22 protein-coding genes and 1 tRNA gene are annotated in these 24,144 nt (G+C 68.9%); 11 read left to right on the top strand and 12 right to left on the bottom strand.

Going from position 1 to position 24,144, the window contains the following annotated elements:
* Positions 1-77 precede the first annotated feature (77 nt).
* The gene (locus DEI85_RS01910) at positions 78-737 is read right to left on the bottom strand and encodes a response regulator transcription factor (RefSeq protein WP_110858688.1); all 660 of its coding nucleotides are present in this window, start codon (positions 735-737) and stop codon (positions 78-80) included.
* A complete protein-coding gene (locus DEI85_RS01915; RefSeq protein ID WP_181436367.1) occupies positions 737-1,825 on the bottom strand; it encodes a sensor histidine kinase in 1,089 nt (362 codons plus the stop codon). The genes DEI85_RS01910 and DEI85_RS01915 overlap by 1 nt, the downstream gene beginning before the upstream one ends.
* A 200-nt stretch (positions 1,826-2,025) precedes the next feature.
* Between DEI85_RS01915 and DEI85_RS01920 the strand changes: the two genes are divergently transcribed.
* Both DEI85_RS01920 and DEI85_RS01925 read left to right on the top strand, forming a co-directional pair.
* Positions 2,026-2,217, top strand: coding sequence for a hypothetical protein (locus tag DEI85_RS01920; RefSeq protein ID WP_110858690.1), 192 nt, complete (start codon positions 2,026-2,028; stop codon positions 2,215-2,217).
* 9 nt (positions 2,218-2,226) lie between these two features.
* Positions 2,227-2,349, top strand: a complete 123-nt coding sequence (locus tag DEI85_RS01925) for a hypothetical protein (protein WP_258369763.1) — start codon at positions 2,227-2,229, stop codon at positions 2,347-2,349.
* A 58-nt stretch (positions 2,350-2,407) separates the two neighbouring features.
* On the opposite strand, the gene DEI85_RS01930 is transcribed toward DEI85_RS01925, so the two are convergent.
* Positions 2,408-2,980 (bottom strand): TetR/AcrR family transcriptional regulator, encoded by a 573-nt coding sequence (locus tag DEI85_RS01930; RefSeq protein ID WP_110858691.1) that lies wholly within the window; start codon positions 2,978-2,980, stop codon positions 2,408-2,410.
* A 109-nt stretch (positions 2,981-3,089) separates the two neighbouring features.
* Here DEI85_RS01930 and DEI85_RS01935 point away from each other — a divergent pair, with 109 nt between their 5' ends.
* From DEI85_RS01935 to DEI85_RS01950, 4 genes are all read left to right on the top strand, one after another.
* Positions 3,090-4,253: an ABC transporter permease gene (locus DEI85_RS01935; RefSeq protein WP_110858692.1), complete on the top strand. Its 1,164-nt coding sequence runs from the start codon at positions 3,090-3,092 to the stop codon at positions 4,251-4,253.
* Complete coding sequence (locus tag DEI85_RS01940) at positions 4,250-5,395, top strand: hypothetical protein (RefSeq protein ID WP_111123532.1); 1,146 nt, start codon at positions 4,250-4,252, stop codon at positions 5,393-5,395. The genes DEI85_RS01935 and DEI85_RS01940 overlap by 4 nt, the downstream gene beginning before the upstream one ends.
* A 72-nt stretch (positions 5,396-5,467) precedes the next feature.
* Positions 5,468-6,481, top strand: coding sequence for an SDR family NAD(P)-dependent oxidoreductase (locus tag DEI85_RS01945; RefSeq protein WP_111123531.1), 1,014 nt, complete (start codon positions 5,468-5,470; stop codon positions 6,479-6,481).
* Between the two features lie 65 nt (positions 6,482-6,546).
* Entirely contained in the window at positions 6,547-8,322 is a 1,776-nt protein-coding gene (locus DEI85_RS01950) for a glycerophosphodiester phosphodiesterase family protein (RefSeq protein ID WP_111123530.1), read from the top strand.
* A 17-nt stretch (positions 8,323-8,339) separates the two neighbouring features.
* Here DEI85_RS01950 and DEI85_RS01955 read toward each other — a convergent pair whose 3' ends face one another.
* The 4 genes from DEI85_RS01955 to DEI85_RS01970 all read right to left on the bottom strand — a co-directional run bounded on the left by DEI85_RS01955 (position 8,340) and on the right by DEI85_RS01970 (position 12,745).
* Complete coding sequence (locus DEI85_RS01955) at positions 8,340-9,422, bottom strand: SMP-30/gluconolactonase/LRE family protein (protein ID WP_111123529.1); 1,083 nt, start codon at positions 9,420-9,422, stop codon at positions 8,340-8,342.
* Complete coding sequence (locus DEI85_RS01960; RefSeq protein WP_111123569.1) at positions 9,422-11,239, bottom strand: flavin-containing monooxygenase; 1,818 nt, start codon at positions 11,237-11,239, stop codon at positions 9,422-9,424. Before DEI85_RS01960 ends, DEI85_RS01955 begins: the two co-directional genes overlap by 1 nt.
* A gap of 177 nt (positions 11,240-11,416) precedes the next feature.
* Positions 11,417-12,103 (bottom strand): TetR/AcrR family transcriptional regulator, encoded by a 687-nt coding sequence (locus DEI85_RS01965; RefSeq protein ID WP_110858697.1) that lies wholly within the window; start codon positions 12,101-12,103, stop codon positions 11,417-11,419.
* A gap of 571 nt (positions 12,104-12,674) precedes the next feature.
* Positions 12,675-12,745: transfer RNA gene (locus DEI85_RS01970), tRNA-Gly, on the bottom strand.
* A gap of 195 nt (positions 12,746-12,940) precedes the next feature.
* On the opposite strand from DEI85_RS01970, the gene DEI85_RS01975 reads away from it, so the two are divergent.
* Entirely contained in the window at positions 12,941-14,050 is a 1,110-nt protein-coding gene (locus DEI85_RS01975; protein WP_111090152.1) for a DUF6177 family protein, read from the top strand.
* A complete protein-coding gene (locus DEI85_RS01980) occupies positions 14,040-14,387 on the top strand; it encodes a hypothetical protein (RefSeq protein ID WP_027464937.1) in 348 nt (115 codons plus the stop codon). The genes DEI85_RS01975 and DEI85_RS01980 overlap by 11 nt, the downstream gene beginning before the upstream one ends.
* A gap of 45 nt (positions 14,388-14,432) precedes the next feature.
* Here DEI85_RS01980 and DEI85_RS01985 read toward each other — a convergent pair whose 3' ends face one another.
* Both DEI85_RS01985 and DEI85_RS01990 read right to left on the bottom strand, forming a co-directional pair.
* Entirely contained in the window at positions 14,433-16,478 is a 2,046-nt protein-coding gene (locus DEI85_RS01985; protein WP_111123528.1) for a bifunctional copper resistance protein CopD/cytochrome c oxidase assembly protein, read from the bottom strand.
* A 52-nt stretch (positions 16,479-16,530) separates the two neighbouring features.
* Positions 16,531-17,622 (bottom strand): GNAT family N-acetyltransferase, encoded by a 1,092-nt coding sequence (locus DEI85_RS01990; RefSeq protein WP_181436366.1) that lies wholly within the window; start codon positions 17,620-17,622, stop codon positions 16,531-16,533.
* 83 nt (positions 17,623-17,705) lie between these two features.
* Here DEI85_RS01990 and dcd point away from each other — a divergent pair, with 83 nt between their 5' ends.
* The 3 genes from dcd to DEI85_RS02005 are packed head-to-tail and all read left to right on the top strand — an operon-like array spanning position 17,706 to position 19,206.
* Positions 17,706-18,293 carry a dCTP deaminase gene (dcd, locus tag DEI85_RS01995; RefSeq protein WP_027464935.1) on the top strand — a complete coding sequence of 196 codons (588 nt, stop codon included), beginning with the start codon at positions 17,706-17,708 and terminating at the stop codon, positions 18,291-18,293.
* A 53-nt stretch (positions 18,294-18,346) separates the two neighbouring features.
* Positions 18,347-18,862 carry a helix-turn-helix domain-containing protein gene (locus tag DEI85_RS02000; RefSeq protein ID WP_181419944.1) on the top strand — a complete coding sequence of 172 codons (516 nt, stop codon included), beginning with the start codon at positions 18,347-18,349 and terminating at the stop codon, positions 18,860-18,862.
* Complete coding sequence (locus DEI85_RS02005; protein ID WP_111123526.1) at positions 18,859-19,206, top strand: HepT-like ribonuclease domain-containing protein; 348 nt, start codon at positions 18,859-18,861, stop codon at positions 19,204-19,206. The genes DEI85_RS02000 and DEI85_RS02005 overlap by 4 nt, the downstream gene beginning before the upstream one ends.
* Before the next feature lie 177 nt (positions 19,207-19,383).
* Here DEI85_RS02005 and DEI85_RS02010 read toward each other — a convergent pair whose 3' ends face one another.
* The 3 genes from DEI85_RS02010 to mmsA form a co-directional block, all read right to left on the bottom strand.
* Positions 19,384-20,487 (bottom strand): substrate-binding domain-containing protein, encoded by a 1,104-nt coding sequence (locus DEI85_RS02010; protein ID WP_027464932.1) that lies wholly within the window; start codon positions 20,485-20,487, stop codon positions 19,384-19,386.
* A 62-nt stretch (positions 20,488-20,549) separates the two neighbouring features.
* Entirely contained in the window at positions 20,550-21,842 is a 1,293-nt protein-coding gene (gene mmsB, locus DEI85_RS02015) for a multiple monosaccharide ABC transporter permease (protein WP_110858703.1), read from the bottom strand.
* Positions 21,839-23,362 carry a multiple monosaccharide ABC transporter ATP-binding protein gene (mmsA, locus tag DEI85_RS02020; RefSeq protein WP_181419966.1) on the bottom strand — a complete coding sequence of 508 codons (1,524 nt, stop codon included), beginning with the start codon at positions 23,360-23,362 and terminating at the stop codon, positions 21,839-21,841. The genes mmsB and mmsA overlap by 4 nt, the downstream gene beginning before the upstream one ends.
* Between the last annotated feature and the right edge of the window lie 782 nt (positions 23,363-24,144).

Raw genomic sequence — 24,144 nt, forward strand, 5'->3', positions numbered from 1 at the left:
TCAATGCTCCGGCGACCAGGTCGGCGGGACGTCGTCCCGATGAAGCGGCGTCTCTACTGCGATCGCAGTAGAAACAATCAGTCGACCAGGCCTGCCCGGTACGCGAGTGACACCAGTTGCGCTCGGTCACGGGCACCGAGTTTCGCCATGGCCCTGTTGGCGTGGGTCTTCACCGTGAACGGGGAGACGAACATCGTCCGGCCGATCTCCTCGTTGTCGGCGCCGTGCGCGATCGCCACGACGACATCCCGTTCCCGTGGGGTGAGGGCGTCGAAGCGGGCGAGCACGTCGGGGTCCACTGTCCGCGCAGGCTGCGCAGCCACCTGGCTGATCACGGCTGCTTGTGCGGCCGCGGAGAGCGCACCGCCACCGAGCACGACTTCTCGGATCCCGGCGACGAGCTCGGACGGTCCGACGGTCTTGCCCAAGAATCCGTTCGCGCCGGCGCGCAGCGCGGCGACGACGATGTCGTCGTGCTCGAACGTGGTCAGGATGATGATCCTGGTCTGCTCGGCCGTGAAGGTCGCGCGGATCCGACGCGTGGTCTCGACACCGTCGATGCCCGGCATCCGTATGTCGAGCAGGACGACGTCGACCGGTGTGGTGCGGAGTGCTTCCAGGGCCTCGAAGCCGTCACCGGCTTCGCCGACGACGGTGAGGTCGTCCTGGGAGTCGAGGATGGTCCGCAGTCCCACGCGGATCATCGCCTGGTCATCCACCAGCAGGATCGTCGTCATCAGCGTGGTCCTTCCGTGATCGGGATGGAGGCGCGCACGGTGAAATGCGCCTCGTCGTCCTCGACGTCAAGGAGGCCACCGGCAGCGGCGACGCGTTCGCGCATGCCGATCAATCCGAACCCGCTGCCGTGTCCATTGTCTGCTGTCGAGCGACGGTTCCGCGCGTCGATCGTGATGTGGCCTCCGTCGGTGCTGATGGAGAGGGCGACTTGGCCTGCGCCGTACCGATGGGCGTTCGTGAGCGCCTCTTGCGTGACGCGGTAGACGGTCATCCCGGTCACGGGCGCCACCTCACCTGCCGGCAAGGTGATGTCGCTGTGGATGTCCAGTCCGACCCCCTCGAACGATGCGATGAGCGCAGGCAACGACGCCAGGCCCGCGACTGTGTGGTCAGGGGTTCGATCACGGGAACGCAGGAGCTCGAGGATCTGCTGCGTTTCGCCGGTCACCGCGCGGAGGGCTTCGCGTGCTTCCGCGGCTGCCCGTGCGGCAGCATCCGGCTTGTGGTGCACGGTCACTTCGACTGCGCCGAGGTGCATGCTCGCCACCGCGATCTGGTGGCCGACCACGTCGTGGAGGTCGCGGGCGATCCGCAGGCGCTCCTCGTCGACTCGCCGACTGGCTTCCGCATCTCGTGTCGCGATCGCTTCCCGGGCGTGCGCCCGCAAGCTCGCCCAGTACTGCTGTTCGCTGCGGATACCAGCACCAGCGGCTCCGCCTGCGATGCACGCTGCGAACGCTGCCAACGCATCCGGGCTGACGTACCCACCCGTGTTCACTGACACGACGAGGTACACGGGGAACGCGCTCGCGATGATGCCGCGGACGGGAGGAGCTCCTCGCAACGTGATCGCGAAGAGCACGAACACGACAATGGTCCATTCAGCAGTCGGATCCCACGCTTGCACGGCGGTCATCGCGGTACCCGCGACCGCGAGGAGCAGGCCGAGCCAGGGCCAGCGCCCAGCGATCAGGGCGCCCACGGCACCGAGTACGACCCCGACGAGCAGCAGCAGGGTGTCGCCGTGCAGCACGATGCGCACGCTGTCGATGACGGCAGCGATGATCGCGACGACGGTGGCACCCATCGGGAGGACGGTCGGCCACCGCAACCACCAGGGATTCCGTGGCAGCGCGATGTCGCCCGTGCTCGTCATCATCCGAGTGTGGCTGTTCCGCCAGGGTGACGTGTACTGCGAACGCAGTACATCGGCCGGTCCCGATCGACGACGCCCACGATCCGCAGCCGATCGATGATCGACGTATCGCTTCTGGAAAGGACTCGATCATGACCGTCACCACCCGCCCCCCACTTGCCTCAACCCGTTCCTCGCAGCGCCGAGCGATCATCCGTGTGCCACAGATCGCGGCATGGGGAACCCTCAAGGGGCTCTCCGAAGTCATCCGGTTCACGGGGTTCATGACGATCCTCGCCGCCATGGGCGTCGACGCCGGTGCCCGCAGCGTCATCAACCGATAGGACGAGGCCATGCAACGAGCCATCCGACCTGAGGACATCACGCTCCTCAACACGCAACCACTCGACCTCACCGCCTACCTCCGCGACCTCGAGTCCGAAGACGGTTCGAGGTCATCGTCCGAACAGGGCTGAACCGGCACCATCGCTTCGGGGCGGTGACTGACTCCGCCGTGCGTTCTGCGCGTGCGCTTCAGGGCGCACCGGTCAGCGTGCGCTGCAGAGCAGCGCCGTACCACCGAACGATGACGTCCGCTGGAGTGTCCAACAGGAACTGGTCCGGCCGCACCGCGAGGACGTCCATCAGGCCTTGCACCTGCGCCGTGAAGAGGTGGGCGCGCAGCTCGGCGTCCTCCCCATCCAGACGAGCAGCGAGCGGGATGACGAAGTCTTCGATCAACGCTCGCCGGAGCTTCTCGGCCACCTCTGGCCGGTCGGACGCGCGGATGAGCGCGGCGTACGGACCGAGACCGCCCTCTCGTCCACTCATGATCAGGCGCGTGATCGCGTGACCCACCTGGTCGACGGGCCCGTCGAACACTTCCCGCCACACGGGGGGCAACGACATGGTCTCCAGGAACAGGCCCTCCTTCGACCCGAAGTGGCGGATGACGATCGCCGGGTCGACACCGGCGGTCCGCGCGATGTCCCGCACACCGGTGGCGTGGTAGCCCTCCTCGGCGAACATCGCCGTCGCAGCGGCCCTGATGGCGTCCTTGACCTTCGCCGATCGGTCCGCCCTCGGGCGCGTTCCCTTGTCGTCCATCGTTCGATCATCCCATCTGTCCTGCAATCGTCCGGATTTTGTCAACGATGTTGACAGACAAGCTGTCAACAGGGTTGACTGTTGTCAACATCGTTGATCCAGGAGAGTCATGTCCCAAGCAAGCCCCCCGCAGGACGACGCGGAACCGAAGGAGCGCAACGCTCTCCTCCGTGTCCTGCCCGCGTTCGTCATGCCGCTGTTCTTCGTCGTCTTCTTCCCGCTCGCGTTCGGAAGCGCCATCCACAACCCAGCCCCGAACGACCTGTCATTGACGATCGCCGGGCCGGCGCAGGTCGTCACCGACATCACGACGAAGCTCGACGACCAAGCGGCGTTCGCCGCGACTCAGACCGACGTCCTCACCGAAGCACGTGGGAGCGTCGAGCGTCGGGACACGACGGGAGCGATCAAGATCGAGCCGGTCACCACTGCTGCCGACAAGGCCTCCGCTGCGGAGAAGCAGCAGTTCGCGGTCACCACCTACGTCGCCAACGGCGGCGGCCGACCCGCCGCCTCAGCGGTACAGGCCGTCGGCGATCAGGTCGCGAAGCAATTGGGGACGACCGCGAAGACCGTCGACGTCGCCCCGCTGTCGAAGGAAGACAGCGTCGGCACGTCGCTGTTCTACCTCCTCGTCTACTCGTCGCTGGCGGGGTACCTCGTGATCATCGTGCTCATGCAGGTCGCTCCGAAGGCGAAGCTCGCCACCCGGTTCGCCGTCATCGGAGCGTCCGCCATCGCAGCCCCGATCCTCACGTTCGCCATGGCCTCGATCTTCGTCGGTGACTACGGCGCATCCTTCGGAACCATTGTCGGCGTCCTCGCGATCGACGCGCTCTACGTGTTCACCGTCGGCAACATCGCGATCCTCGCGCAACAGTTCCTCGGGAACGCGGCGACCATCGCGATCATGGGCCTGGTCGTCTTCCTCAACTTCCCGTCGGGGGGCGGCGCCATCCCACACGACATGTTGCCCACGTTCTGGCAGCACGTCCACGACACCTACTTCGGTGCCGGCGCCTACGAGTCGTTCCGGTCCCTGATCTACTTCGGCGGCAACGGCGTCGGACGCTGGCTGCCGCAGCTGGCCGCCTGGACCGTCGGACTGCTGCTGGTCAACCTCGTGGTCCACCTCACCAAGACCAACCGACACCAGCAGGCCGAACTCGCCGAGCTGCGCCCCGCACCGCTGGAGCACCGCCACCTGGTGGTCGAACCAACGGAACAGCCCGCACCGCAGCCCGCACTGACCGCCGAGGAGACTGCCCGATGAACGCCCACGCGGAACACCGCGCCCCCCAATCCACCGGCGACAGCGACCTCATGACGATGCCGGAGAACCACCTGGACCAGGTCGTCAGCACCGGTTCCGTCGATGAACGCCGGCAAGCGTCCACGAAGACCCGCATCATCGCCGTGGTGATGATGCCGCTGTTCTTCATCATCACCTTCAGCCTCTGCTACCTCAGCGCTCTCCACGCACCCGCTCCGCACGACTTCCCACTCACGGTGGCGGGGTCGGCCAGCGTCTCGAAGCAGATCGCCGCGAAGGTCGACGACCGCGCCGAGGGTGCTTTCGAGATCACCCGCACCACGAGCACCGCCGCAGCGACGCAGGACGTGGCGGACCGCGACGCCGCCGGCGCGATCCTCATCGACAACGACGGCAACGTGACCACGGTCATCGCCTCCGGAGGTGGCCGGACCGCTGTCGGCGCCGTGCAGGACCTCGGTGCCCAGGTGGCCGACGAGCTCGGCGGATCGGTCACCGCGACGGACGTCGCTCCCACCACGAGCGGCGACCCGGGCGGTAGCGTGCTGTTCTTCCTCCTCGTCGCCTGCACCGTCGGCGGCTTCATGACCATCACCGTCGTCGCACAGGCCATGCCCCGAGCGACGACCCGGGCCGCCGTGGGTGTCGCCGCCATCGCGGCGGTCCTCGTCCCCGTCATCGCCTTCGGGATGCTCGCCATCTTCGTCGGTGACTACGACCGCACCTTCGGTGAGATCGCCGCAGTGCTGGGGGTGGGCATGCTCTACACACTCACGGTCGGGTTGCTCTCCATCGTGCTGAACACGTTCCTCCGCAACGCGGCGATCTTCGGGCAGATCCTGTTCCTCGTCGCACTGAACTTCCCCTCGAGCGGTGGGAGTTCCCCCGTGTCGATGCTGCCGACGTTCTGGCAGGGCGTGCACAACAGCTGGTTCGGCGCAGGTGGCTACGAAGCGATGCGCAGCATCATCTACTTCGACGGCGCGAACGCCGGTCGTTGGATCCTGCAGCTCGGCATCTGGGCGGTCGCCGCAGTCGTCCTGACCGTGCTGGCCGGTCGCGTGGCCCGAAAGCGCCGCTCGAGCACCCCCGACGGCGTCGAGAGCGGGACCGCGACCGCGGCCGCCGGTGTCGGATTCTGACCACCACTCGGCGTGCACACGCACGCCGTCCATGAGGGCGCTCTCGAGCGCCTCCCGAGAAAGGACACAACCATGTCGAACGACAACGTCATCCTCACCGGCTCCTCCACCGTCGGCACCTGGCTGGACCACCCCGTCGGCGGTGAACTCATCCGCGGCCTCCTCGCCCAGGGCGGCACCGACCCCGAAACGCTCACCCCCGCGCGCGGCCTGCCGCTGCAGCAGCTCGTCGCGCTCTCGAACGGCCAGCTTCCCCAGGCCGCCATCGACGCCCTCGTCCTCGCCGCGAACGGCGGGGAAATGCCCACCGACGGGGCATCGGACGACAACGGCGAGACCATCGTGCCGGGTCGCTTCGCTGGCCAGACCGTCGTCGTGACCGGCGCCGGCGGCGGCATCGGCCGCGCCACCGCGTCCCGCATCGCCCGCGAAGGTGGCCGTGTCATCGCGGTCGACATCGCCGAAGCCGGTCTGGGAGCACTGGTCGACGAACTTCCCGACGCCGACGTCGTGACGGTCGTCGGCGACATCACGAGCGAGGACGACGTCCAGCGCGTCGTCCAGGCCGCGGGCGACCGCATCGACGGGCTCGCCAACGTCGCGGGCATCACCGACACCATGTCCCCGCTCCACGAGACCTCGGACGCGGTGTGGGAGCGTGTCATGGGCGTGAACGTCACCGGGACGTTCCGTCTCACCCGTGCGGTCCTGCCGGCGATGCTCGCCGCAGGGCGCGGCTCGGTGGTCAACATCGCCTCGGAGGCGGCACTGCGCGGCAACGCGGCCGGCATGGCCTACACGACGTCGAAGCACGCCGTCGTCGGACTGACGAAGAGCAGCGCGTTCATGTACGGCCCGAGCGGGATCCGGGTGAACGCGATCGCGCCGGGCGGTGTCGCCACCGGCATCCCGACCCGGTTCGACTCCGAGATGGGCGCAGCCCGCCTGCAGCCCTTCCTGCAGACGATTCCGGCGGTCGCCACGGCACAGCAGCTCGCTGCATCGATCACCTTCCTCCTCAGCGACGACGGCACGAACCTCAACGGCGTCGTCCTGCCGTCCGACGGCGGCTGGTCCATCCAGTAACAGAGCCGACGAGACGACGGACGGGAGGCGCGATGCGGACACGTGTCGCGCCTCCCGTCCGCCATGTGGTGCCGCCCATCCGCCACACGCTCACCCAGCTGATCCGGCTCCCGGCCCGCGTGTGGCTGCTGCTCCTGGCGGTCTCAGCCGTCATCGCGGTGATCGTGCGCCCAGCGGCACAGTGGTCGATCATGCTCGCGACCGACCGCGCCGGCGGGGTCACCGCGACCCCGGCCGGCTTCGTCACCCTGCTCGGTGACCCCGTCGCTCTCGCCGGCATGGCGACCGCCGCGGGTCTCACGCTGGCCGCCACCCTCGGCTGGGCCGTCCTCGTCCTGGCGGTCGCCGATCACCGACGGGCCGACCGGCGACCGTCAGTGCGTACGGTGTTGCGGGGGGTCCGGTCGGCTGCCCCTCGGCTCCTGCGGCCGGGCATCCTCGTGACCGGACTGCAGCTCGCCGTGCTGCAACCGCTCGCGGGGACTACCGTGTTCGCGCCGATCACCGGCGGACTGGCAGTTCCCCCGTTCATCGGCCGTGAGTTCCTCAAGGCGCCGCTCAGTGCAGCGCTCTGGTGCAGCCTCGCCGCCCTGGTCGTGTTCGTCAGCTTCCGGGTCGTGCTCGCTCCGGCGTTCACGGTCGTCGCCGGGGAGGGACCGATCCGGGGCCTGCTCTCGAGCCTCCGCGTGACCCGCTCCGCAGGTCTGCCCGTCGCGGGACAGATCGCGGTGCTGCTCGTCGGCTCCGCGATCGCACGCGTCCTGGTCGTCTGGTCCTCGACTCCGCTCGTCGAACTCATCCCCTCCGAGCAGCTCCGGGCGGTCGTCGACGTCCTGCCCGTCCTGGTCCTCTCCGCGCTCACGGTGGTGACCGCGCAGGCGGTCGCGTTCTCCGTCGTGGCGACCGTGCAGAGCGCCAGGGGGATCGCGAGCCCGATCGGCGAACGGGTCGACGCCCCGGGTCCGACATCCCGTCGGATCGTCGCCGTGGTGATGGTCGTCGTCGTCGGGTGCACTGCGCTCCTCGTGCCCTCGCGTGCCGTGTCACAGCCCGTCGGCGTGCACCGGTCGACTGTTCCCCTGGTCATCGCCCACCGTGGGTACGACCGGGGCGGGCCCGAGAACACCATCGCCGGCCTCGAAGCAGCGGCAGCCCTGCACCCGGACCGCGTCGAGGTGGACGTCCAGCAGACCGGGGACGGTACCTTCGTCGCGAGCCACGACACCAACCTCCTCGTGCTGGCCGGCCGCGACGAGGACATCGACACGATGACGACCGCCGCGGTCACGAGCACGACGGTACGGATGCACGGCAACGCTGGCACCATCCCGACGATGTCCACGTACGTCAGCCGCGCACGGGAACTCGGCGTGCCACTGCTCATCGAGCTCAAGGCGACGCCGGCCACCGACGACCGATCGGTCGCCGAACTGTTCGCGCAACTCGACAGCGCCGGCCCGCCGGAAGACACGTGGTTCCACTCGCTGGACCAGAACGTCGTTCGTCAGATGCTCGCGCAACGGCCCGAGCAGCGCATCGGGTTGACCGTGGGACCGCATCTCGGCCCGCTACCGGACCTCCCGGTCAGCTTCTACACCGTGGAGCAGGCATCGGTGACCTCCGCCGTGATCCGCAGTGCACACCTCCGTGGACGAGAGGTCTATGCATGGACCGCAAACAGCGACGTCAGGATGCGGGTCATGCTGCGCGCCGGCCTGGACGGCGTCGTGACCGACCGTCCCGTCGCGGCGAGGGCGCTGGTCGCCCGCGTGGCGCAGGAGCGTCCCGGAGCGCCTGGAGCGCTCCGGGATGAACTCAGCAGCTGCTGCCGCGTGCCGTGACGGTGCTCGTAGCGACGTCACCCGCCGTTCGACTGCGGTGTGCCCTTCCCGTACGCACGGAACCCGTAGACGAACGACCCACCGGGACCGCTGACGGTCATGTAGGCCTGCGTCGTCCCGGGCCTGATCGCCAGGTTCGTCGCCGACGTCACCTTCCCGCCATCTGACCGGGGCACGCTGACCCGCGCAATCGACGCCCCGTCGCGGCTGAAGACGTCGATCACGGGTTTGCCTTCGTACCCCTGGTAGACGTTCCCAGCAGCATCGACCGCGATGGAGTCGACGCGGCTCGCCCCGGCGTCGGGGCGGATCGCCGGATGGACCGCCGTCGCTTCCTCCCGCTCCGAGTCCAAAGCCACGTAGTCGATCTGGTTACGGTTGTACTCGCTCACCCACAGCCCACGGTGGTCCTCGTCGAAGGCGATCCCGTTCGCCGACGCGAGCGCATCGACCACCACCGTGGCGTGGTGGGTCGCCGCGTCGATCCGGACGACCCGACCGACGGGATCCTCCGTCGACGCAGCGTTCCCTGCCGCGTCGCTGACGAACATGTTCCCGTCCGGGTCGAAGGTCAGGTCGTCCGGCTGCATCCGCCGGCCGTCGACGGGGCCCTCGAACTCGACGCGGAGGCCACCTCCCCGGCCGTCCAGGCTGACGACCTTCCCCGTCGCGAAGTCGGTGACGGTCAAGCGGCCGTCGCGCGGGTTGAACTGCGCAGAAGTCGGCGCGGTCAGACCGGCACCGTCGCCGAACGCCGTTACCTTCCGGCGGTTGAGGTCGATCCTGACGACCTTCGGCCGTGTGGTCCCGGCGGTGACGTCGACGGCGATGAGTCGCCCGTCAGCAGCGAACGTCGGCCCTTCCAGCAGCGGTCCGTACCCGGAGCCGGGCTCTGGTGCCGGCGCGACCTGGACGACGCGGCGTGCTGTCTGGTCGTCCGTGCGCGCTGCTGCCGGGGCGGCATCGTCCGCGGGCGCGGCGCAGCCCGACAGCACGACTGCTGCGGCCGCCGACATCGTCAGCACCGCGCCGATCCGTACTCTGCCGGATTGCGCGGCTCGTTCCCGCCGCGTACTCGCGCTCGTGTGCAGCTTGCGCATCAGGAGGCGCTGACGGCGAGTTCGGGCACCAGGACTTCGTCGATCGAGGTCTCCCGCCACTGCCGGAGCAGCTCGTGGAACCGGACCGGGCCGGGGCTGTACCCGCCGCCGCCGCGCTTCCGGGAGCCCTCACCGTTGTAGTACCCGGGCGTGCACTCCGCCAGGAACGCAGCGTTGTCCACCTCCACCTCGCGGATCGTCGCCAACCATCGATCCTCGGCTTCCACCGAGGGCTCCACCTGTCGGGCGCCCTGGTCGCGCGCACGTTCCAGCAGTGCAGCGATGTGCGTGGCCTGCTCCTGCAGGATGTGGACGAAGTTCACGGAGTTCGCGTTCTGCAGCGCCCCGAGGTGGAACAGGTTCGGGAACCCGTGCGACACGAACCCGTGCAACGTCCGCGGGCCTCGCGACCACGCTTCGAGCAGCTGCGTGCCGTCCCGCCCGTGCACGGGCAGCGTCCCGGAGACCACGCCCGAGACGCCGGTCTCGAACCCGGTGGCGAAGATGACGGCGTCGACTTCGTACTCGGTGTCTCCGACCACCACAGCGGTCTCGGTCATGGCCGTGATCCCCCCGGTGTCGGCCGTGTCGACCAGGGTCACGTTCGGACGGTTGAAGGCCTGGAGGTACTGGTCGCTGAACGTCGGCCGCTTGCACATGTACCGGTACCAGGGCTTGAGGACCTCTGCGGTCACTGGGTCTGTGACGACGGAGTCGACGCGTGCACGGATCTGGTCCATCTTGCGGGCGTCCGCGATCTCGACCAACAGGTCGCGTTCCTCGGGGTCGAGCGTGTCCTCCATCTGCCCGGTGAGCATCGTGCGCTGCAGCGCTGCGGTGGACGTCCAACCGTCCTGCACAAGGTCGACGTCCGTCTCCTCACCGGACACGACCGCGAGGAAGTTCTCCATGCGTTCCTGCTGCCATCCGGTCGGGAGGCCCGTGGTCCAGTCCGTGGGCAGGTCGCGGTTGTCGCGGACGTCCACGCTCGACGGGGTGCGCTGGAACACCGTGAGGTGTTCGGCGTCCTCCGCGACCCGTGGGATCACCTGGATGCCGGTCGCTCCGGTCCCGACGACGGCGACGCGCTTGTCGGCAAGTCCGGTCATGCCACCGGTCTGATCACCACCGGTGTAGCCGTAATCCCACCGACTGGTGTGGAACGTGTGCCCCGTGAAGGTCTCGATGCCAGGGATCGCCGGGAGCTTCGGCTGGGACAGCGACCCCGAGGACACGATCACGTACCGCGCCCGCATCTCGTCGCCGCGGTCCGTCTGGACGTCCCACTCGGCTGCGTCGTCGTCCCATCGGAGCTCCGTGATGCGCGTGTGGAACAGCACGTCGTCGTACAGGGCGAAGTGCCGGCCGATCGCCACCGCGTGCTGCCGGATCTCCTCGCCCGGTGCATACCGGCGGGTGGGGACGGTCCCGACTTCCTCGAGCAGCGGCATGTAGACGGAGGCCTCGATGTCGCAGTGGATGCCCGGATACCGGTTCCAATACCAGGTACCACCGAAGTCGCCGCCCTCCTCGGTCATGCGGATGTCGGTGAAGCCCGCCTGACGCAGCCGTGCCCCGGTGAGGAGGCCGCCGAACCCCCCACCGACGACGAGTACCTCGACTCGGTCGGTCTTCGCCGGTCGGTCGGCGCGTGGCGTGTATGGATCGGTCGCCCAGTACCCGAACGCACCGCGCGTGCCCTGGTACTGCCGCAACCCGTCCGGTCGGATGCGTCGATCCCGTTCGGCCCGGTACCGGGTGCGCAGTTCCTCCAGGTCGCTGGCAGCCATGGAGCTGGCCAGTGCTGTGTTCGTCATCGTGCTCCTCACGGTGGTGGTGCGCACCATGCGTTTCGTCGACACGTGGTGCGGCAACAGCTGTTGCCCACCATCGAGTCAACCCACTCAGCCGCGATGAATCAAACGCTTGATTGAACTCAGGGGAACCTCTGATGCCCGCTGCGATCGGGGTCCCCCGAACGGTGGACCATCGAGTCAGCGTGCAGTGCTCTCCGCGTCCGAGCCGTGGTGGCCCGCGCCGACCGGCGCGAGCCACAGGGAGGAGACGACGTCGACGAGGCTGTCCGCAACAGCGGCCCAGTTCTCCCAGATGCAGGTGCCACCTCGCTCGAGCGCACGTTCGTGTTCCGCGATGACCTGCGTGAGGAGGATGCGCCCCATCGTCATCCGTTCGGCACACACGCGTGCGGAGAGGTCCGGCACGCACTTCTGGATCCCTCGTGTGATGTGCATGAGTCCAGGGGTGTCCCGCGCTTCGTCCATGGCGATCTCAGCCCACGCGGGATCGGTGGCGACCTGTGCGCTGAAGCGGCCGTACCAGGTCGGCGAGCCGAGGGACTCGAGGTGGGTCGTCGTCGGGCGCACGAAACACGCGATCCACGCACGGATGTCCGCTGACTCACCGACCCGTTCGAGTTCGGCGAGTCGCAGCGCGTTGATGGCGTGTTGGTGGCGCGCGAGGATCGCGCGGATCAGTTCCGCCTTGCCGCCGAAGTGGTAGCCGACGGCAGCGGTGTTCCCTTGCCCGGCCGCCTCCCCGACCTGCCGGCTGGACACATGTGCGATGCCGTACTCACCGAAGAGCTGCTCGGCGGACGTGAGGATCGCCTCGCGGGTCGCAGCGACGCGTGACGCACGGGTGCCTTGCTGGGCATCGGTCATGGGAGCTCCTCGAGATTCACGCAGGCGATCGCTTGTAGGCGGCGTCCGTACCCGTTGAGGCCTGCTCGGGCACCGAGGTCGACCGGCGAGCGGTGGAAGTCCGTTGCTGTTCTTCGTCCACGAAGTCGGCCAACCCGTAGAACGGTATAGCCAATCGCCTACTGAGACGGATCGTCGTCCGGCGCGCAGTCGACACTCGCGAAGTCCTCGTAGCTGAGCTCGGACACTTGAGGGTAGGTATGCGTTCTGGTCGAAGGGCGCTCGGGCTGTACTTCGTCGTGCTCGTGCCGAAGCCGAAGACCGTCAAGAACCGGGTGCACCTCGACCTGTGCGGCGAGGACGCCGCCGAGGTGCGCTCGGTGCTCTCCGACCCTCCGTGCTGGACGACGGCGGATTCCGCGCAACGAGGTCTGCGCGCTCCTCAAGGCCGTGCCAGGGAATGGGTGGCGCAAGCGTGCGCGGCGTCGGCAAGCTCGACGTTGTGCGCGTTTCAGGGGCCGGAGTCTCAACTACTTCGACAGAAGTCTCATCTGGGTTGAGAAACGACATGCGCCGAGCGTACGTCCGAGGGAGCGAGTGACGGGAATCGAACCCGCGCTACCAGCTTGGGAAGCTGGAGTTCTACCATTGAACTACACTCGCGCGCCCCGCAGAACGGGACTCCGCAAGCCTAGCGGATTCTCGCCTGGAAGCCAGCCGACCGCGCACCGTACGCCGTCTCGCGGGCGCGTATCGCGCCTCCCGAGTCTCCGCTGTGAGGCTGCGTGCCTGACGGACAGGTGTCGCCCCCGTGTGTACCGTCCAGGGAGTTCCAGCCCCGAACCGAGGAGGACCCGGATGGTCAGGCATCCCCTCATCGACGACGTGGTCGGCTCGGCGATCGTGGTCGAGTCCGCCTCGCCCGTCGTGTGGCTGACCGATGCGCTCGCCTCGCTGCTCCGCCGGTCGGCGGACGCCGGACGGACGGTCGTGCTCCGCACCGGCCGGGCCGCGGCGATCACCCCGGCACTCCGGCACGCGCTCGGCGCGTACGGTGCCGCGTGGGCGGTGTCCGACTTCGACGGCACACTGCGTGACGGCCGGACCGGCGTGGCCGCATCGGACATCGAGGACTTCGTGCACCGCGGCCCCGAACTCGTGGGCACCCCGTCGCCCGAGCACCCGGTCTCGGCCGACTCGGTGCGACAGATCAGCATCGACCTGACCCTCCGCCACCACCCGGGCCGTGCGGTCGACATGGGCTCCGCGATCGAGGCGTTGTGCCACACCGTCGGCACCTGCCCGACCCGGTGGGGGACCGCCGAACCGCTGACCGTGCCGTGGGACCGCTGGGTCGTGACGCAGTACGCGAAGCACGAGGCACCCGGCATCTCGACCTCGTACGCCGTCGGCGAGGGGTTCTCCGCGACGATGACAGCGCACCTGGTCGGTGGGGTCGTCGTCGAGACGATGTCCGCCGTGCTCACCGTGCCCGAGGAGAACACCGACCCAGGGCTGGCGAACCGGATGTTCGACGCCGTGCAGCGGGTCGCCGACCAGGTCGTCCCCGTGTTCGGCGTCGTGATGCAGCGCCGCGGCGACGCCGACCACCTGGTGCGGGCCGTCTCGCACGGCGAACCGTCGCCGCTCGCCGTCGTCGTGGGCCCAGAGGCCGCCGGCTTCCTGGATCGTGACGGAGTCTGGCCGCCGCCGCGCACCACGACCGCGACGTTCGCAGCCGGTTCCGGCTCGTCGACCCGAGCGGATGCTGACGTCGACGCCGACGGCGGGATGATCGTCCGTTTCGAGGACGGCTGGGAAGCGCTCGAGTCGTTCCTCGACCGCATCGACGAGGACCGCTTCCTGCAGTTGGTCGGCGGTGCACCGCTCGACCCAGCGCACGACGAGGGCACGCTCGACGGCCACGTCCGCGACGACCGGATGGTGGGCGGTCAGGGTGCCGCGTGACGTCACCATCCTCTGCCGGCAGCCGGTGGAGACGCGCGAGGTGGCGGAGGCGCTCCTGCTGCACGACGAGACCTGGGGCGTCCGGGCGCTCGACGACGGCCCGATGATGCAGGTGTGCCGTGACGCCACCCACCCGGTGATCACCGTGCTGGGCGTGCGCCGGGTGGACTCCTTCGACGAGGTCGAGCGGATCCTGCCCGACGCCCCGACCCTCGCGACGCCGTTGTGGTGGGTCGACACCGTCACGCCCGCGGGCCCCGACGGGGAATCGGGGATCTCGGCCGCGCTCGAGGCCGCGATGGACCTCGACGCGGTCTGCATCGTCCACGGGGACTGATCGCGGTCGGCCTGCCGCGCTGTCTGCGCTGGTCGGCCCGGCGGTTCAGTCCCGCTTGCTCATGGCCGCCAGGCGCTCGTTGTAGGCCTTGAGGTCGGCGTCACCGTCGCGGTCCGCCTTGCGGTCGAGGCGCTTGGCGTCGCGCTTGTCCGAGCGCATCCAGTTCCGGACGACGAGCAGGGCCACGAACACCATCGGCAGCTCCGACGCACCCCAGGCGATGCCGCCGCCGGTGTGCTGGTCGTCGAGCAGTGCGGCGTCGTTCGTCTGGCCCAGCGCGTGGAACCAGTCGAGCGCGAACACCGACTGCGACGTCATGACCGCGACGCCGAAGAACGCGTGGAACGCCAGGGTGGCCAGCAGGGTGATGATGAGCATCGGGTACGGCGGGCGCTGCGGGCCCGGGTCGACACCGACGAAGACCCAGAAGAACAGGTAGCCGCTCAGGACGAAGTGGATGATCATCGCGACGTGCCACTCGTGCGACTGCATCGCGGCCTGGTACGCCGGCGTGAAGTAGAACACCACGAGGGACCCGGCGAAGATGATGCCCGCGACGGCGGGCTTGCCGAGGAACTGCATCCAGCGGGAGTGCACGAAGAGCATGAGCCACTCGCGGGCGCCGCGTGAGCCGTCGTTCCGGACGGGCAGGGTGCGGAGCGCGAGCAGCACCGGGCCGCCGAGCACGAGCGGCAGCGGGACGAACATCATCAGCAGCATGTGCTGGAGCATGTGCGACGAGAAGTGGATCATGCCGTACACGGCAGGGCCGGCCGACGTGGTCCAGATGAACAGGGCGCACCCGATCAGCCAGGCGATGGTGCGACCGACGGGCCAGGCGTCGCCGCGCTTCCGGAGCTTGCGCACCGCCAGCAGGTACCAGACGGCCCCGACGACGGCCAGGCCGAGCCACACCCAGTCGATGTGCCACTGGGTCAGGTAGGTCTGCGTGGTCTGTGCGGGCGGGAACGGGAACCCGATCAGGCCGGAGCGGGTGTCCTCGCCCGTCGCGGGGGTCTGCGGGATCGGCGGCTGCGAGCGGGACACGGCGACCGAGACGCCGATGGCCACGGCCATGAACACGATCTCGGCCAGCGCGAACCGGGTGAACACGCGGCGGTCGAGCGGTGCGCGGAGGAGCCCGGGCACGAGCTTCCGGCGCTGCACGATGCCCGCGACGCCGAGCAGCACGAGGATGAGCGCCTTGACGGTGATGAGCCAGCCGTACGTCGTCGTGACCAGGTCGAGCGGGCCGGTCAGACGCAGCGACGCGTTGACGATGCCGGAGAACGCCACGGCCCCGAACGACCAGCCGGCGAGCGTCGAGTACCGGGCGACGACGCGTCCGGTCGCGCCCTTGGTGGGGGTGCGGAGCAGGACCACGGCGACCAGGCCGCCGGCCCACACGCACACCCCGACCAGGTGGATCGCGAGCGAGTTCACCGCGTTCGCGTGCTCGAGTGACCCGGCGGCGTGACCGGACAGGGCCAGGGGGAGCAGGGCGAACAGGCCGATCACGGTGGCGAACGCCAGGGTCGTCACCCGGGTGGCGAACGCAGCGACCACCGTGGCGACCAGGATCGCGGCAGCCGACACCACGAGCGCCTGGCCGATCTCGACCTGGAACGCGAAGAGCATGAAGTTGCGGGCGAACACCGGGCTGGTGAGCGGGACACCGAGGGTGTTCGCGCCGGTCAGGACGATGCTCACCGCGGCTGCCAGGAACCAGACGGCGCCGGTCGCCGCGGCCCACCGGGTGGCCCGGTGCTGCACGCTGGACAGGGCGCCGTGGTCCTTCTTCTGCGCGGGCAGCGCGAACGCCGCGACGATGAGGAGCCCGATGGTCAGCGCCGCCATCGTGTCGTGCACGACGCGGGCGATCGGCAGGCCGTACTCGACGACGTCGCCGGCGGACACGAGCTGCTGACCCGCGCTGAACGCGCCGGTGATCGTCAGCCCGAGGATCGAGCACGCGACGGCCAACGGGATCGCGATGACGAGGACCGTCGCGACGGTGGACGAGCGCCCGGTGACGGGGGCGGCGTCCGGCGCTGACCCGGTGGGCTGTGTTTCGGGTGACGTGACGGTCATGACCGTCCAATGGTAGGCGTGCCGGCTGGAAGGCGGCCCCTCGGATGCGCGCTCAGACCCGCCGTTCCCAGATGCCCTCGCAGCCGACGCCGACGAACCCGACGGCCTCGTTCACGTCGAGCATGTGGCGGTTCTCCTCCGCGTTGAACGTGATGATCGAGGGACGCCCCGGGAACCGCCGCTCGAGCTCCTGGATCCCGACGACCTTGAGCAGCCAGCCGAGCCGGTGGCCGCGGTGCTCGCGGAGCACCAGGGTGTCCCACTGCTGTGCCGGGCGTGCGGGATCGTTCGGCACGGACAACTGCGTGAAACCGGCCAGGGTGGTCGTCGGCAGGTGCTCGACGGCCACGGTGAGCAGGGTGCGCGGTGCCCGGGCGAGCTCGTCCTCGTGCTCCCGGAGGCGTTCGGCGGTCCAGACGTCCTCGGGCTCCTCCATGTCCCCGGCGGGCGCGTCGGTGCTCATCCGGGTCTCGAGCAGGGCGATGCCGTCGAGCCACTGCTCCGGCGTGCGACCGGTCCAGGCGTGCACGCGGTACTCCGGACCGGCGGCAGCAGACGCCCGCTCGTGCAGTCCGCGCACCACGGATGCGTCGGCGGGCAGCGGGAGCCGGCTGATCCGGTTCACCTGCCCGAAGTGCCAGCCGCGGGCGGTCAGGAACCGCACCCCGGCCTCGTCCTCCGGGACGGCGCCGAACCCCGTCGGGGCGTGCACGAACCCCGGCCCGGACGCGGGACCGACCTGCCGCGAGACGGCGTACGTCTTCCACTGCGTGCGCCCGTCGGCGCGGGCCATCGACTCCAGGTGGTCGGCGAGCAGTGTTCCGACACCGCGGCGCTGGTGCTCGGGGGTGACGCCGACGGTCAGCCAGCAGTTGGTGGTGCCGGGCTCCTGCTTCGTGTCGTAGGAGCCCGCACCGACCACGGTGCCGCGATCGTCACGGGCGACGAAGAGCCGGCTCGGGGCGCCCGGCTCGCGGCACAGCGGCAGGTACTCCTCCGGTGTCCACGCCAACTCGTGCAGCCCGTGCACGGCGGCTTCGGCCCCGTCGGACAGCGTGAGCCACTCGGCGAAGGTCGCGACGGTCGCCGGGTCGTCGTCCATGGTGGCGGGCACCGTGATCTCGTCGACGGTGTACGTGGTCATCACTGCTCCGAACGCCGCCCGCCCGGATGGTGGGCAGCCTGGCAGCATACCGGCGCGACGCCCGCTGCCGCTAGGCTTCGTCCGTGCTGCTCTCCGACCGCGACATCACCGCCCAGCTCGCCGAAGGCCGGATCGGCCTCGACCCGTACGACGCCTCGCTCGTGCAGCCGTCGAGCATCGACGTCCGGCTCGACAAGTTCTTCCGGCTGTTCGACAACCACAAGTACCCGCACATCGACCCCGCGGTGGACCAGCCGGACCTGACCCGCCTGGTCGAGACCGACCCGGACGAGGCGTTCGTGCTGCACCCGGGCGAGTTCGTGCTCGGTTCCACGTTCGAGGTCGTGACGCTGCCCGACGACATCGCAGCGCGACTCGAGGGCAAGAGCTCGCTCGGTCGCCTCGGCCTCCTGACCCACTCGACCGCGGGCTTCATCGACCCCGGGTTCTCGGGGCACGTGACGCTCGAGCTGTCGAACGTGGCGACGCTGCCGATCAAACTGTGGCCGGGGATGAAGATCGGACAGCTGTGCTTCTTCCAGCTGTCGAGCCCGGCCGAGAAGCCCTACGGTTCCGCCGAGTACCAGTCCCGCTACCAGGGTCAGCGCGGCCCGACCGCGTCGCGCTCGGCGCAGAACTTCCACCGGGCGGACGTCTCCGACCCCCGCTGAACCGCGCCGGTCCGGCGACGGACGAAATGTTGGATGCTGTGTATCGTTGCAGCATGTCCGCTGTTCCCCCACGGTCCGCCCCGCCACTGTCGGCCGCGGTGCTCATCCGCGACGCCCGAGAACGCGCCGAACTGACCCAGGTCCAGCTCGCCCGGCGCGCCGGCGTCACGCAGAGCGTCATCAGCACGTACGAGAACGGTCGGCGTGAACCGTCGCTCGCCGCCCTGCAGCGGATGCTCCGGGCGGCGGGCTTCACGACGACGATCGACCTGCAGCCGGTCGAGGAACCCCAGCCGCTCCTCGAACGGGTGGTCGCCGCCCGGCAGGAGCTCGTCGACATCGTGCAGCGGTTCGGCGGGCGGAACCCCCGGATCTTCGGCAGCGTCGCCCGGGGTGACGACGGCCCGGACAGCGACGTCGACCTGATGGTCGACGTCGACGCGGGGCTCGGGATCTTCGCGCTCATGCGGATCCAGGACGCCGCCGAGCGGTTGCTCGGCGTCCGGGTCGACGTGGTCGACGCCGCGGGCATGCGCCCCGGGGTCGTCCGGACCGCGGTGCCGCTGTGAGTGCCGAGCCGGGCGTCCGCCGCGCCGTCGGCGACCGGCTCGACGACGTCCTCCGGGCGTGCGAGGCGATCCGGCGCTACGTCGACGACGAGCGGGTGCCCGAGGACCTGGTGCACGACGCGGTCCGGATGCGCCTGGTCGAGATCGGTGAGGCCGTCCGGGTGCTCCCGGCCGGGGTCACCGCGAGCGAGCCCGGCATCCCGTGGTCGCGCGTGGCCGATCTGGGGGAGCGACTGACCCGGCGGTACTTCGACACCACCCGGGCGCTGGTGTGCGGGACGGCGCGGACCGACGTCCCACACCTCGCCGACGCCGCGCGCCGGTTGCGCGCTGCCCACCCCTGACCGGCGCGGGCTCGGACCGGCCGCGGCCACGTGCCCTGGGCGGACCACCCGGCGGACTGGAGGCACGGATCACGACGTGCACCGAGCCTCCCGTCCGCCGTGTGGCCGGCCCCCGGACGACGCAGGACGGCCCCGTCTCGCCGAGGCGAGACGGGGCCGTCCGTGGTGCTGGGGAGATCAGCCCTTCTTGGCGAGCTCCTCGAGGGTGTCGTTGCCCTTGTAGGCCTCGACAGCGTTGTCCTTGGTGACCAGGACCGGCGTGAGCTCGATCGCGGGGACCGTCTTCTTGCCGTTGTAGTTGTTCGTCTTGTCCATCTTCGTGTCGGGCTTGTCGCCCTTCGACAGCGTGGAGACGAGGTCGACGGCCGCCTGGGCCTCCTTCGACGTGTCCTTGAAGATCGTCGAGTACTGCGTGCCCTGCATGATGAGCGGGATGGACGCGGTCTCCGAGTCCTGACCCGTCACGACGGGGTTGTCCTTGCCGGCGGCCTTGGTCGCGGTGAGGATCGCACGGGCGAGGGTGTCGTTCGGCGACAGGACGCCGTCGAGCTCGGTGTCACCCGTGTAGTACTGCGAGAGCAGGTCGGTCATGCGCGACTGGGCCTTCTGCGCGAGCCAGCCCTGCGTGACGACCTTCTGGAACGTGGTCTGACCGGAGACGACCTTGATCGTGCCGTCGTCGATCTTCGGCTGCAGGACGTCCATCGCACCGTTGAAGAACACGGTCGCGTTGGCGTCGTCCGGCGAACCGGCGAAGAGCTCGACGTTGTACGGCTTGTCGCCCTTCTTCTCCTCGAGGCCCTTGAGCAGCGCCTCGGCCTGGAGCTGGCCGACCTTGAAGTTGTTGAACGCCACGTAGTAGTCGACGTTCTTCGTGTTCAGGATGTTGCGGTCCCAGGCGATGACGACGGCACCACGGTCCTTTGCGGACTTGACCTGCGCGGTCAGCTGCGAACCGTCGGCGGCACCGATGATGACGGCCTTGGCGCCCTTGGTGATCATGCCCGAGATCTGCGACTGCTGGTCGGGGACCGGGTTGCCGGCGTTGGCGTACTGGATGTCGGCCTTGAAGCCGGCGTCCTCGATCGACTTCTTGAACGCGGCGCCCGCGAGGACCCAGTTCTGCGAGGTCTTGGCCGGCAGGGCGACGCCGATGAGGTCGCCCTTCTTGATGCTGCTGGTGCTGCCGGCGTCGTCGGACGAGCCGCGTGCCGAGCAGCCGCTGAGGGCGAGGCCCGCGATGAGCGCCAGGCTGAGGCCGGCGACGATCTTCTTGCGCATGTGATTGCTTTCTCTTCGTTGAGGAGGTGTGGGGCCGGAGCCCCGCTGTGGGGAGGGGTGGACTAGGGGAGGGTGATCTTGTCCGGCTGGTCCTCGATGGACCGCGGCTGCTGGGCGGCCACCGTGTTCTGCTCGGTGTCCTTCCGCTGGAACTGCCGCATCATGCCGCCGATCAGCGACGGGCGTCCCTGCGACTTCGAGTAAACGTCGAAGGCGACGGCGACGAGCAGGACCAGGCCGCGGATGATCTGCACCTGGTTGGACTCGAGGCCCATGAGCTGCAGACCGTTCGACAGCAGCGCCATCACGAGACCACCGATGATCGAGCCGGAGATCGTGCCGACACCACCGGCGACCGCCGCGCCACCGACGAACACGGCGGCGATCGCGTCGAGCTCCCAGCCGGTGCCGTCCGCGGGCCCCGAGGCGCCGGAGTAGGCGACGAACACCATGCCGGCGATCGCGGCGAGGACCGACATGTTCATCATGACGAAGAAGTTGACCCGCCGCGCCGAGACGCCGGACAGGACGGCTGCGTTGGCGTTGCCACCGACGGCGTAGACCTGGCGACCGAAGATCGTGTTCTTCGTGACGAAGCCGTAGACGATGGTCAGGATGCCGAGGATGATCGCGACGATCGGGACCGAGGTGCCGACCGGGCCGGCGCCGAACAGGTACGTGGCGACGAGCGTGACGGCGACCAGGATGCCGGTGCGGACGATCGAGACCCACAGCGGCGGGACCTCGGCCTGCATCTTCCGACGGCGGGCACGGCCACGGGCCTCGATGATGATGAGCGCGAGGATCGTGACGAGGCCGATGAGCAGCGTGCCGTTGCTGAAGCCGAAGTCGGGGCCGAAGTCACCGAGGAAGCCTGCGCCGATCGGGGTGAAGGCGTCCGGGACGGGGACCGACGTCGAGTTGCCGATGATCTGGTTCACACCACGGAAGATGAGCTGACCGGCCAGCGTCACGATGAAGGCCGGGACCTTCACGAATGCGACCCAGAAGCCCTGCCACGCACCGATCAGGGCACCGCACGCGAGACCCAGGATGATGGCGGCCCACACCGGGAAGTCCCACACGGCCATGGACTGCGCCACGACGATGCCGACGACCGCTGCGACCGAACCCACCGACAGGTCGATGTGCCCCGCGATGATGACCATGACCATGCCGAGCGCCAGGATCAGGATGTAGGAGTACTGCAGGAACAGGTTGATGACGTTGGTCGGCTCGAGGATGAGCCCGTTCGTCGTGACCGAGAAGAAGATCAGCAGCACGATGAGCGCGATGATCATGCCGTACTGGCCGATGCTGTTGCCCTTGCCGAAGAGCAGTTTCAGGTTGTTCATGAGGCGGTGGCGCCCTTCCGCGCGGAGGTCATGCTGCGCATGAGCGATTCGGGATCGGCCTGGTCGGCCGGGAGGTCAGCGGTGATCTGGCCCTCGAAGATGGTGTAGATCCGGTCGGAGAGACCGAGGAGTTCGGGGAGCTCGGACGAGATGAGGATGATGCCCTTCCCCTCGGCGGCGAGCTGCTGGATGATCCCGTAGATCTCGAACTTGGCGCCCACGTCGATGCCGCGGGTGGGCTCGTCGAGGATCAGGATGTCCGGGTCGGTGAACATCCACTTGGACAGGACGACCTTCTGCTGGTTGCCTCCGGACAGCTTGCCGACGTTGTCCTCGACGCTCGGCACCTTCGTGCGGAGCATCTTGCGGTACTTCTCGGCGACCGAGTACTCCTCGAGCGAGTCGACGACGCCGGCCTTCGAGATCTTCTGCAGGTCGGCGGCGACCGTCGAGCGCTTCACGGTGTCGAGGAGGTTCAGGCCGAGTGCCTTGCGGTCCTCGGAGACGTAGCCCATGCCGTTCTCGATCGCCTGCTGGACGTTCGTGACCTTGATCTCGCGGCCGTCCTTGATGATCTGGCCGTCGATCCAGGTGCCGTAGGAGCGACCGAACAGGCTCATCGCCAGCTCGGTGCGCCCGGCGCCCATCAGACCGGCGAAGCCGACGATCTCGCCCTTGCGGACGTGGAAGTTCGACGCCTTGCAGACCAGGCGCGACGCGTCGATCGGGTGCTGCACGGTCCAGTTGCGGACCTCGAAGAAGGTCTCGCCGATCTTCGGGGTGCGGTCGGGGAAGCGCGACTCGAGCGAGCGGCCGACCATGCCGCGGATGATGCGGTCCTCGTTGACGCCGTCCGCCTTGACGTTGAGCGTCTCGATGGCCTTGCCGTCGCGGATGATCGTGATCTCGTCGGCGATCTGCTCGATCTCGTTGAGCTTGTGGCTGATGATGATGCTCGCGATGCCCTTGGCCTTCAGCCCGACGATCAGGTCGAGCAGGTGCTGCGAGTCGTTCTCGTTGAGCGCGGCGGTCGGCTCGTCGAGGATCAGGAGCTTGACGTCCTTGTGCAGGGCCTTCGCGATCTCGACGAGCTGCTGCTTGCCGACACCGAGGTTCTTGATCTGCGTGTCCGGGTCGTCGGCCAGGCCGACGCGGGCGAGCAGGTCCTGCGCACGCAGCTGCGCGGCGGTCCAGTCGATGCGCCCGAAGCGGCTCGGCTCGTTGCCGAGGAACAGGTTCTCGGTGATCGAGAGCTCCGGGATGAGCGCCAGCTCCTGGTGGATGATGACGATGCCGGCCTGCTCGGACTGCTTGATGTTCGAGAAGCGGACTTCTTCGCCCTCGTAGACGATCTCGCCGCTGTAGGTGCCGTACGGGTAGACGCCGGACAGGACCTTCATCAGGGTCGACTTGCCGGCGCCGTTCTCGCCGCAGATCGCGTGGATCTCGCCGGCGCGGACGCTGAGGGAGACGTCGGCCAGCGCCTTCACACCAGGGAACTCCTTGGTGATCGAGCGCATCTCGAGGATCGTCTCGGGTGCGGTGATCGACCGGGTCTCGAGGCCGGTGTCGATCGGGGTTGACGCCACAGTGCATCTCCTTCTGCCGCTTCGGTGCGGCAGTGTGTTCGGGTGGTTCTGCTGCGGCAGCGAAAGCACAGGGGGCCTGTGTGGACTTCGTTGTCGCGTCCGGATCCGGCTCGGTGTGACGCTCATGTGAACGGTCACATCGGCTGGACGGAGGCAATTTACGCACAGCCTCGGTGCGGCTGTCAATTCGGATTGGTCGCGTTTTCGTAACGGCGTGCGTGATACGGCGAGAACGTCCCCCGGGTTGGGGCCAGGGGCCCCGGGAACGGGGGTTTCGTTGCGCGGAACCGCATGCGCGGTCGGGAGGCCCGTGGCGGGCCCGCCACGGGCCTCCCGTCCGCTTCGTGGTCGCGTCCGGAGCCGCGCTCGCCGGTGCGCCGCCGCCGTGCGGTTCCGGGCGTACCCGGTGATTTCGGGCGTACCTGGTCGTTCCGGGCGTACCTGGTCGAAACTTTGCGGCGGGTATGCCCGTACATGGCAGGTACTCCGCGGCGGCCTGGTGGTTCCGGGCATACCGAGAGGTCCCGGGCGTACCGGGTTGTTCCGGGCGTACCTGGTGTCTTCGGGCGTACCTGGTCGGAACTTTGCGGCAGGTATGCCCGTTCCTGGCAGGTACTGCCGGGGGTACCGGGTGGGTTCGGGCGTACCTGGTGGGTTCGGGCGTACCGGGTCGTTTCGGGCGTACCTGGGCGAAAGTTCGTGGCAGGTACTCG

Source organism: Curtobacterium sp. MCBD17_026, from assembly GCF_003234895.2.
In the GTDB taxonomy this organism is placed as follows: Bacteria; Actinomycetota; Actinomycetes; order Actinomycetales; family Microbacteriaceae; genus Curtobacterium; species Curtobacterium flaccumfaciens.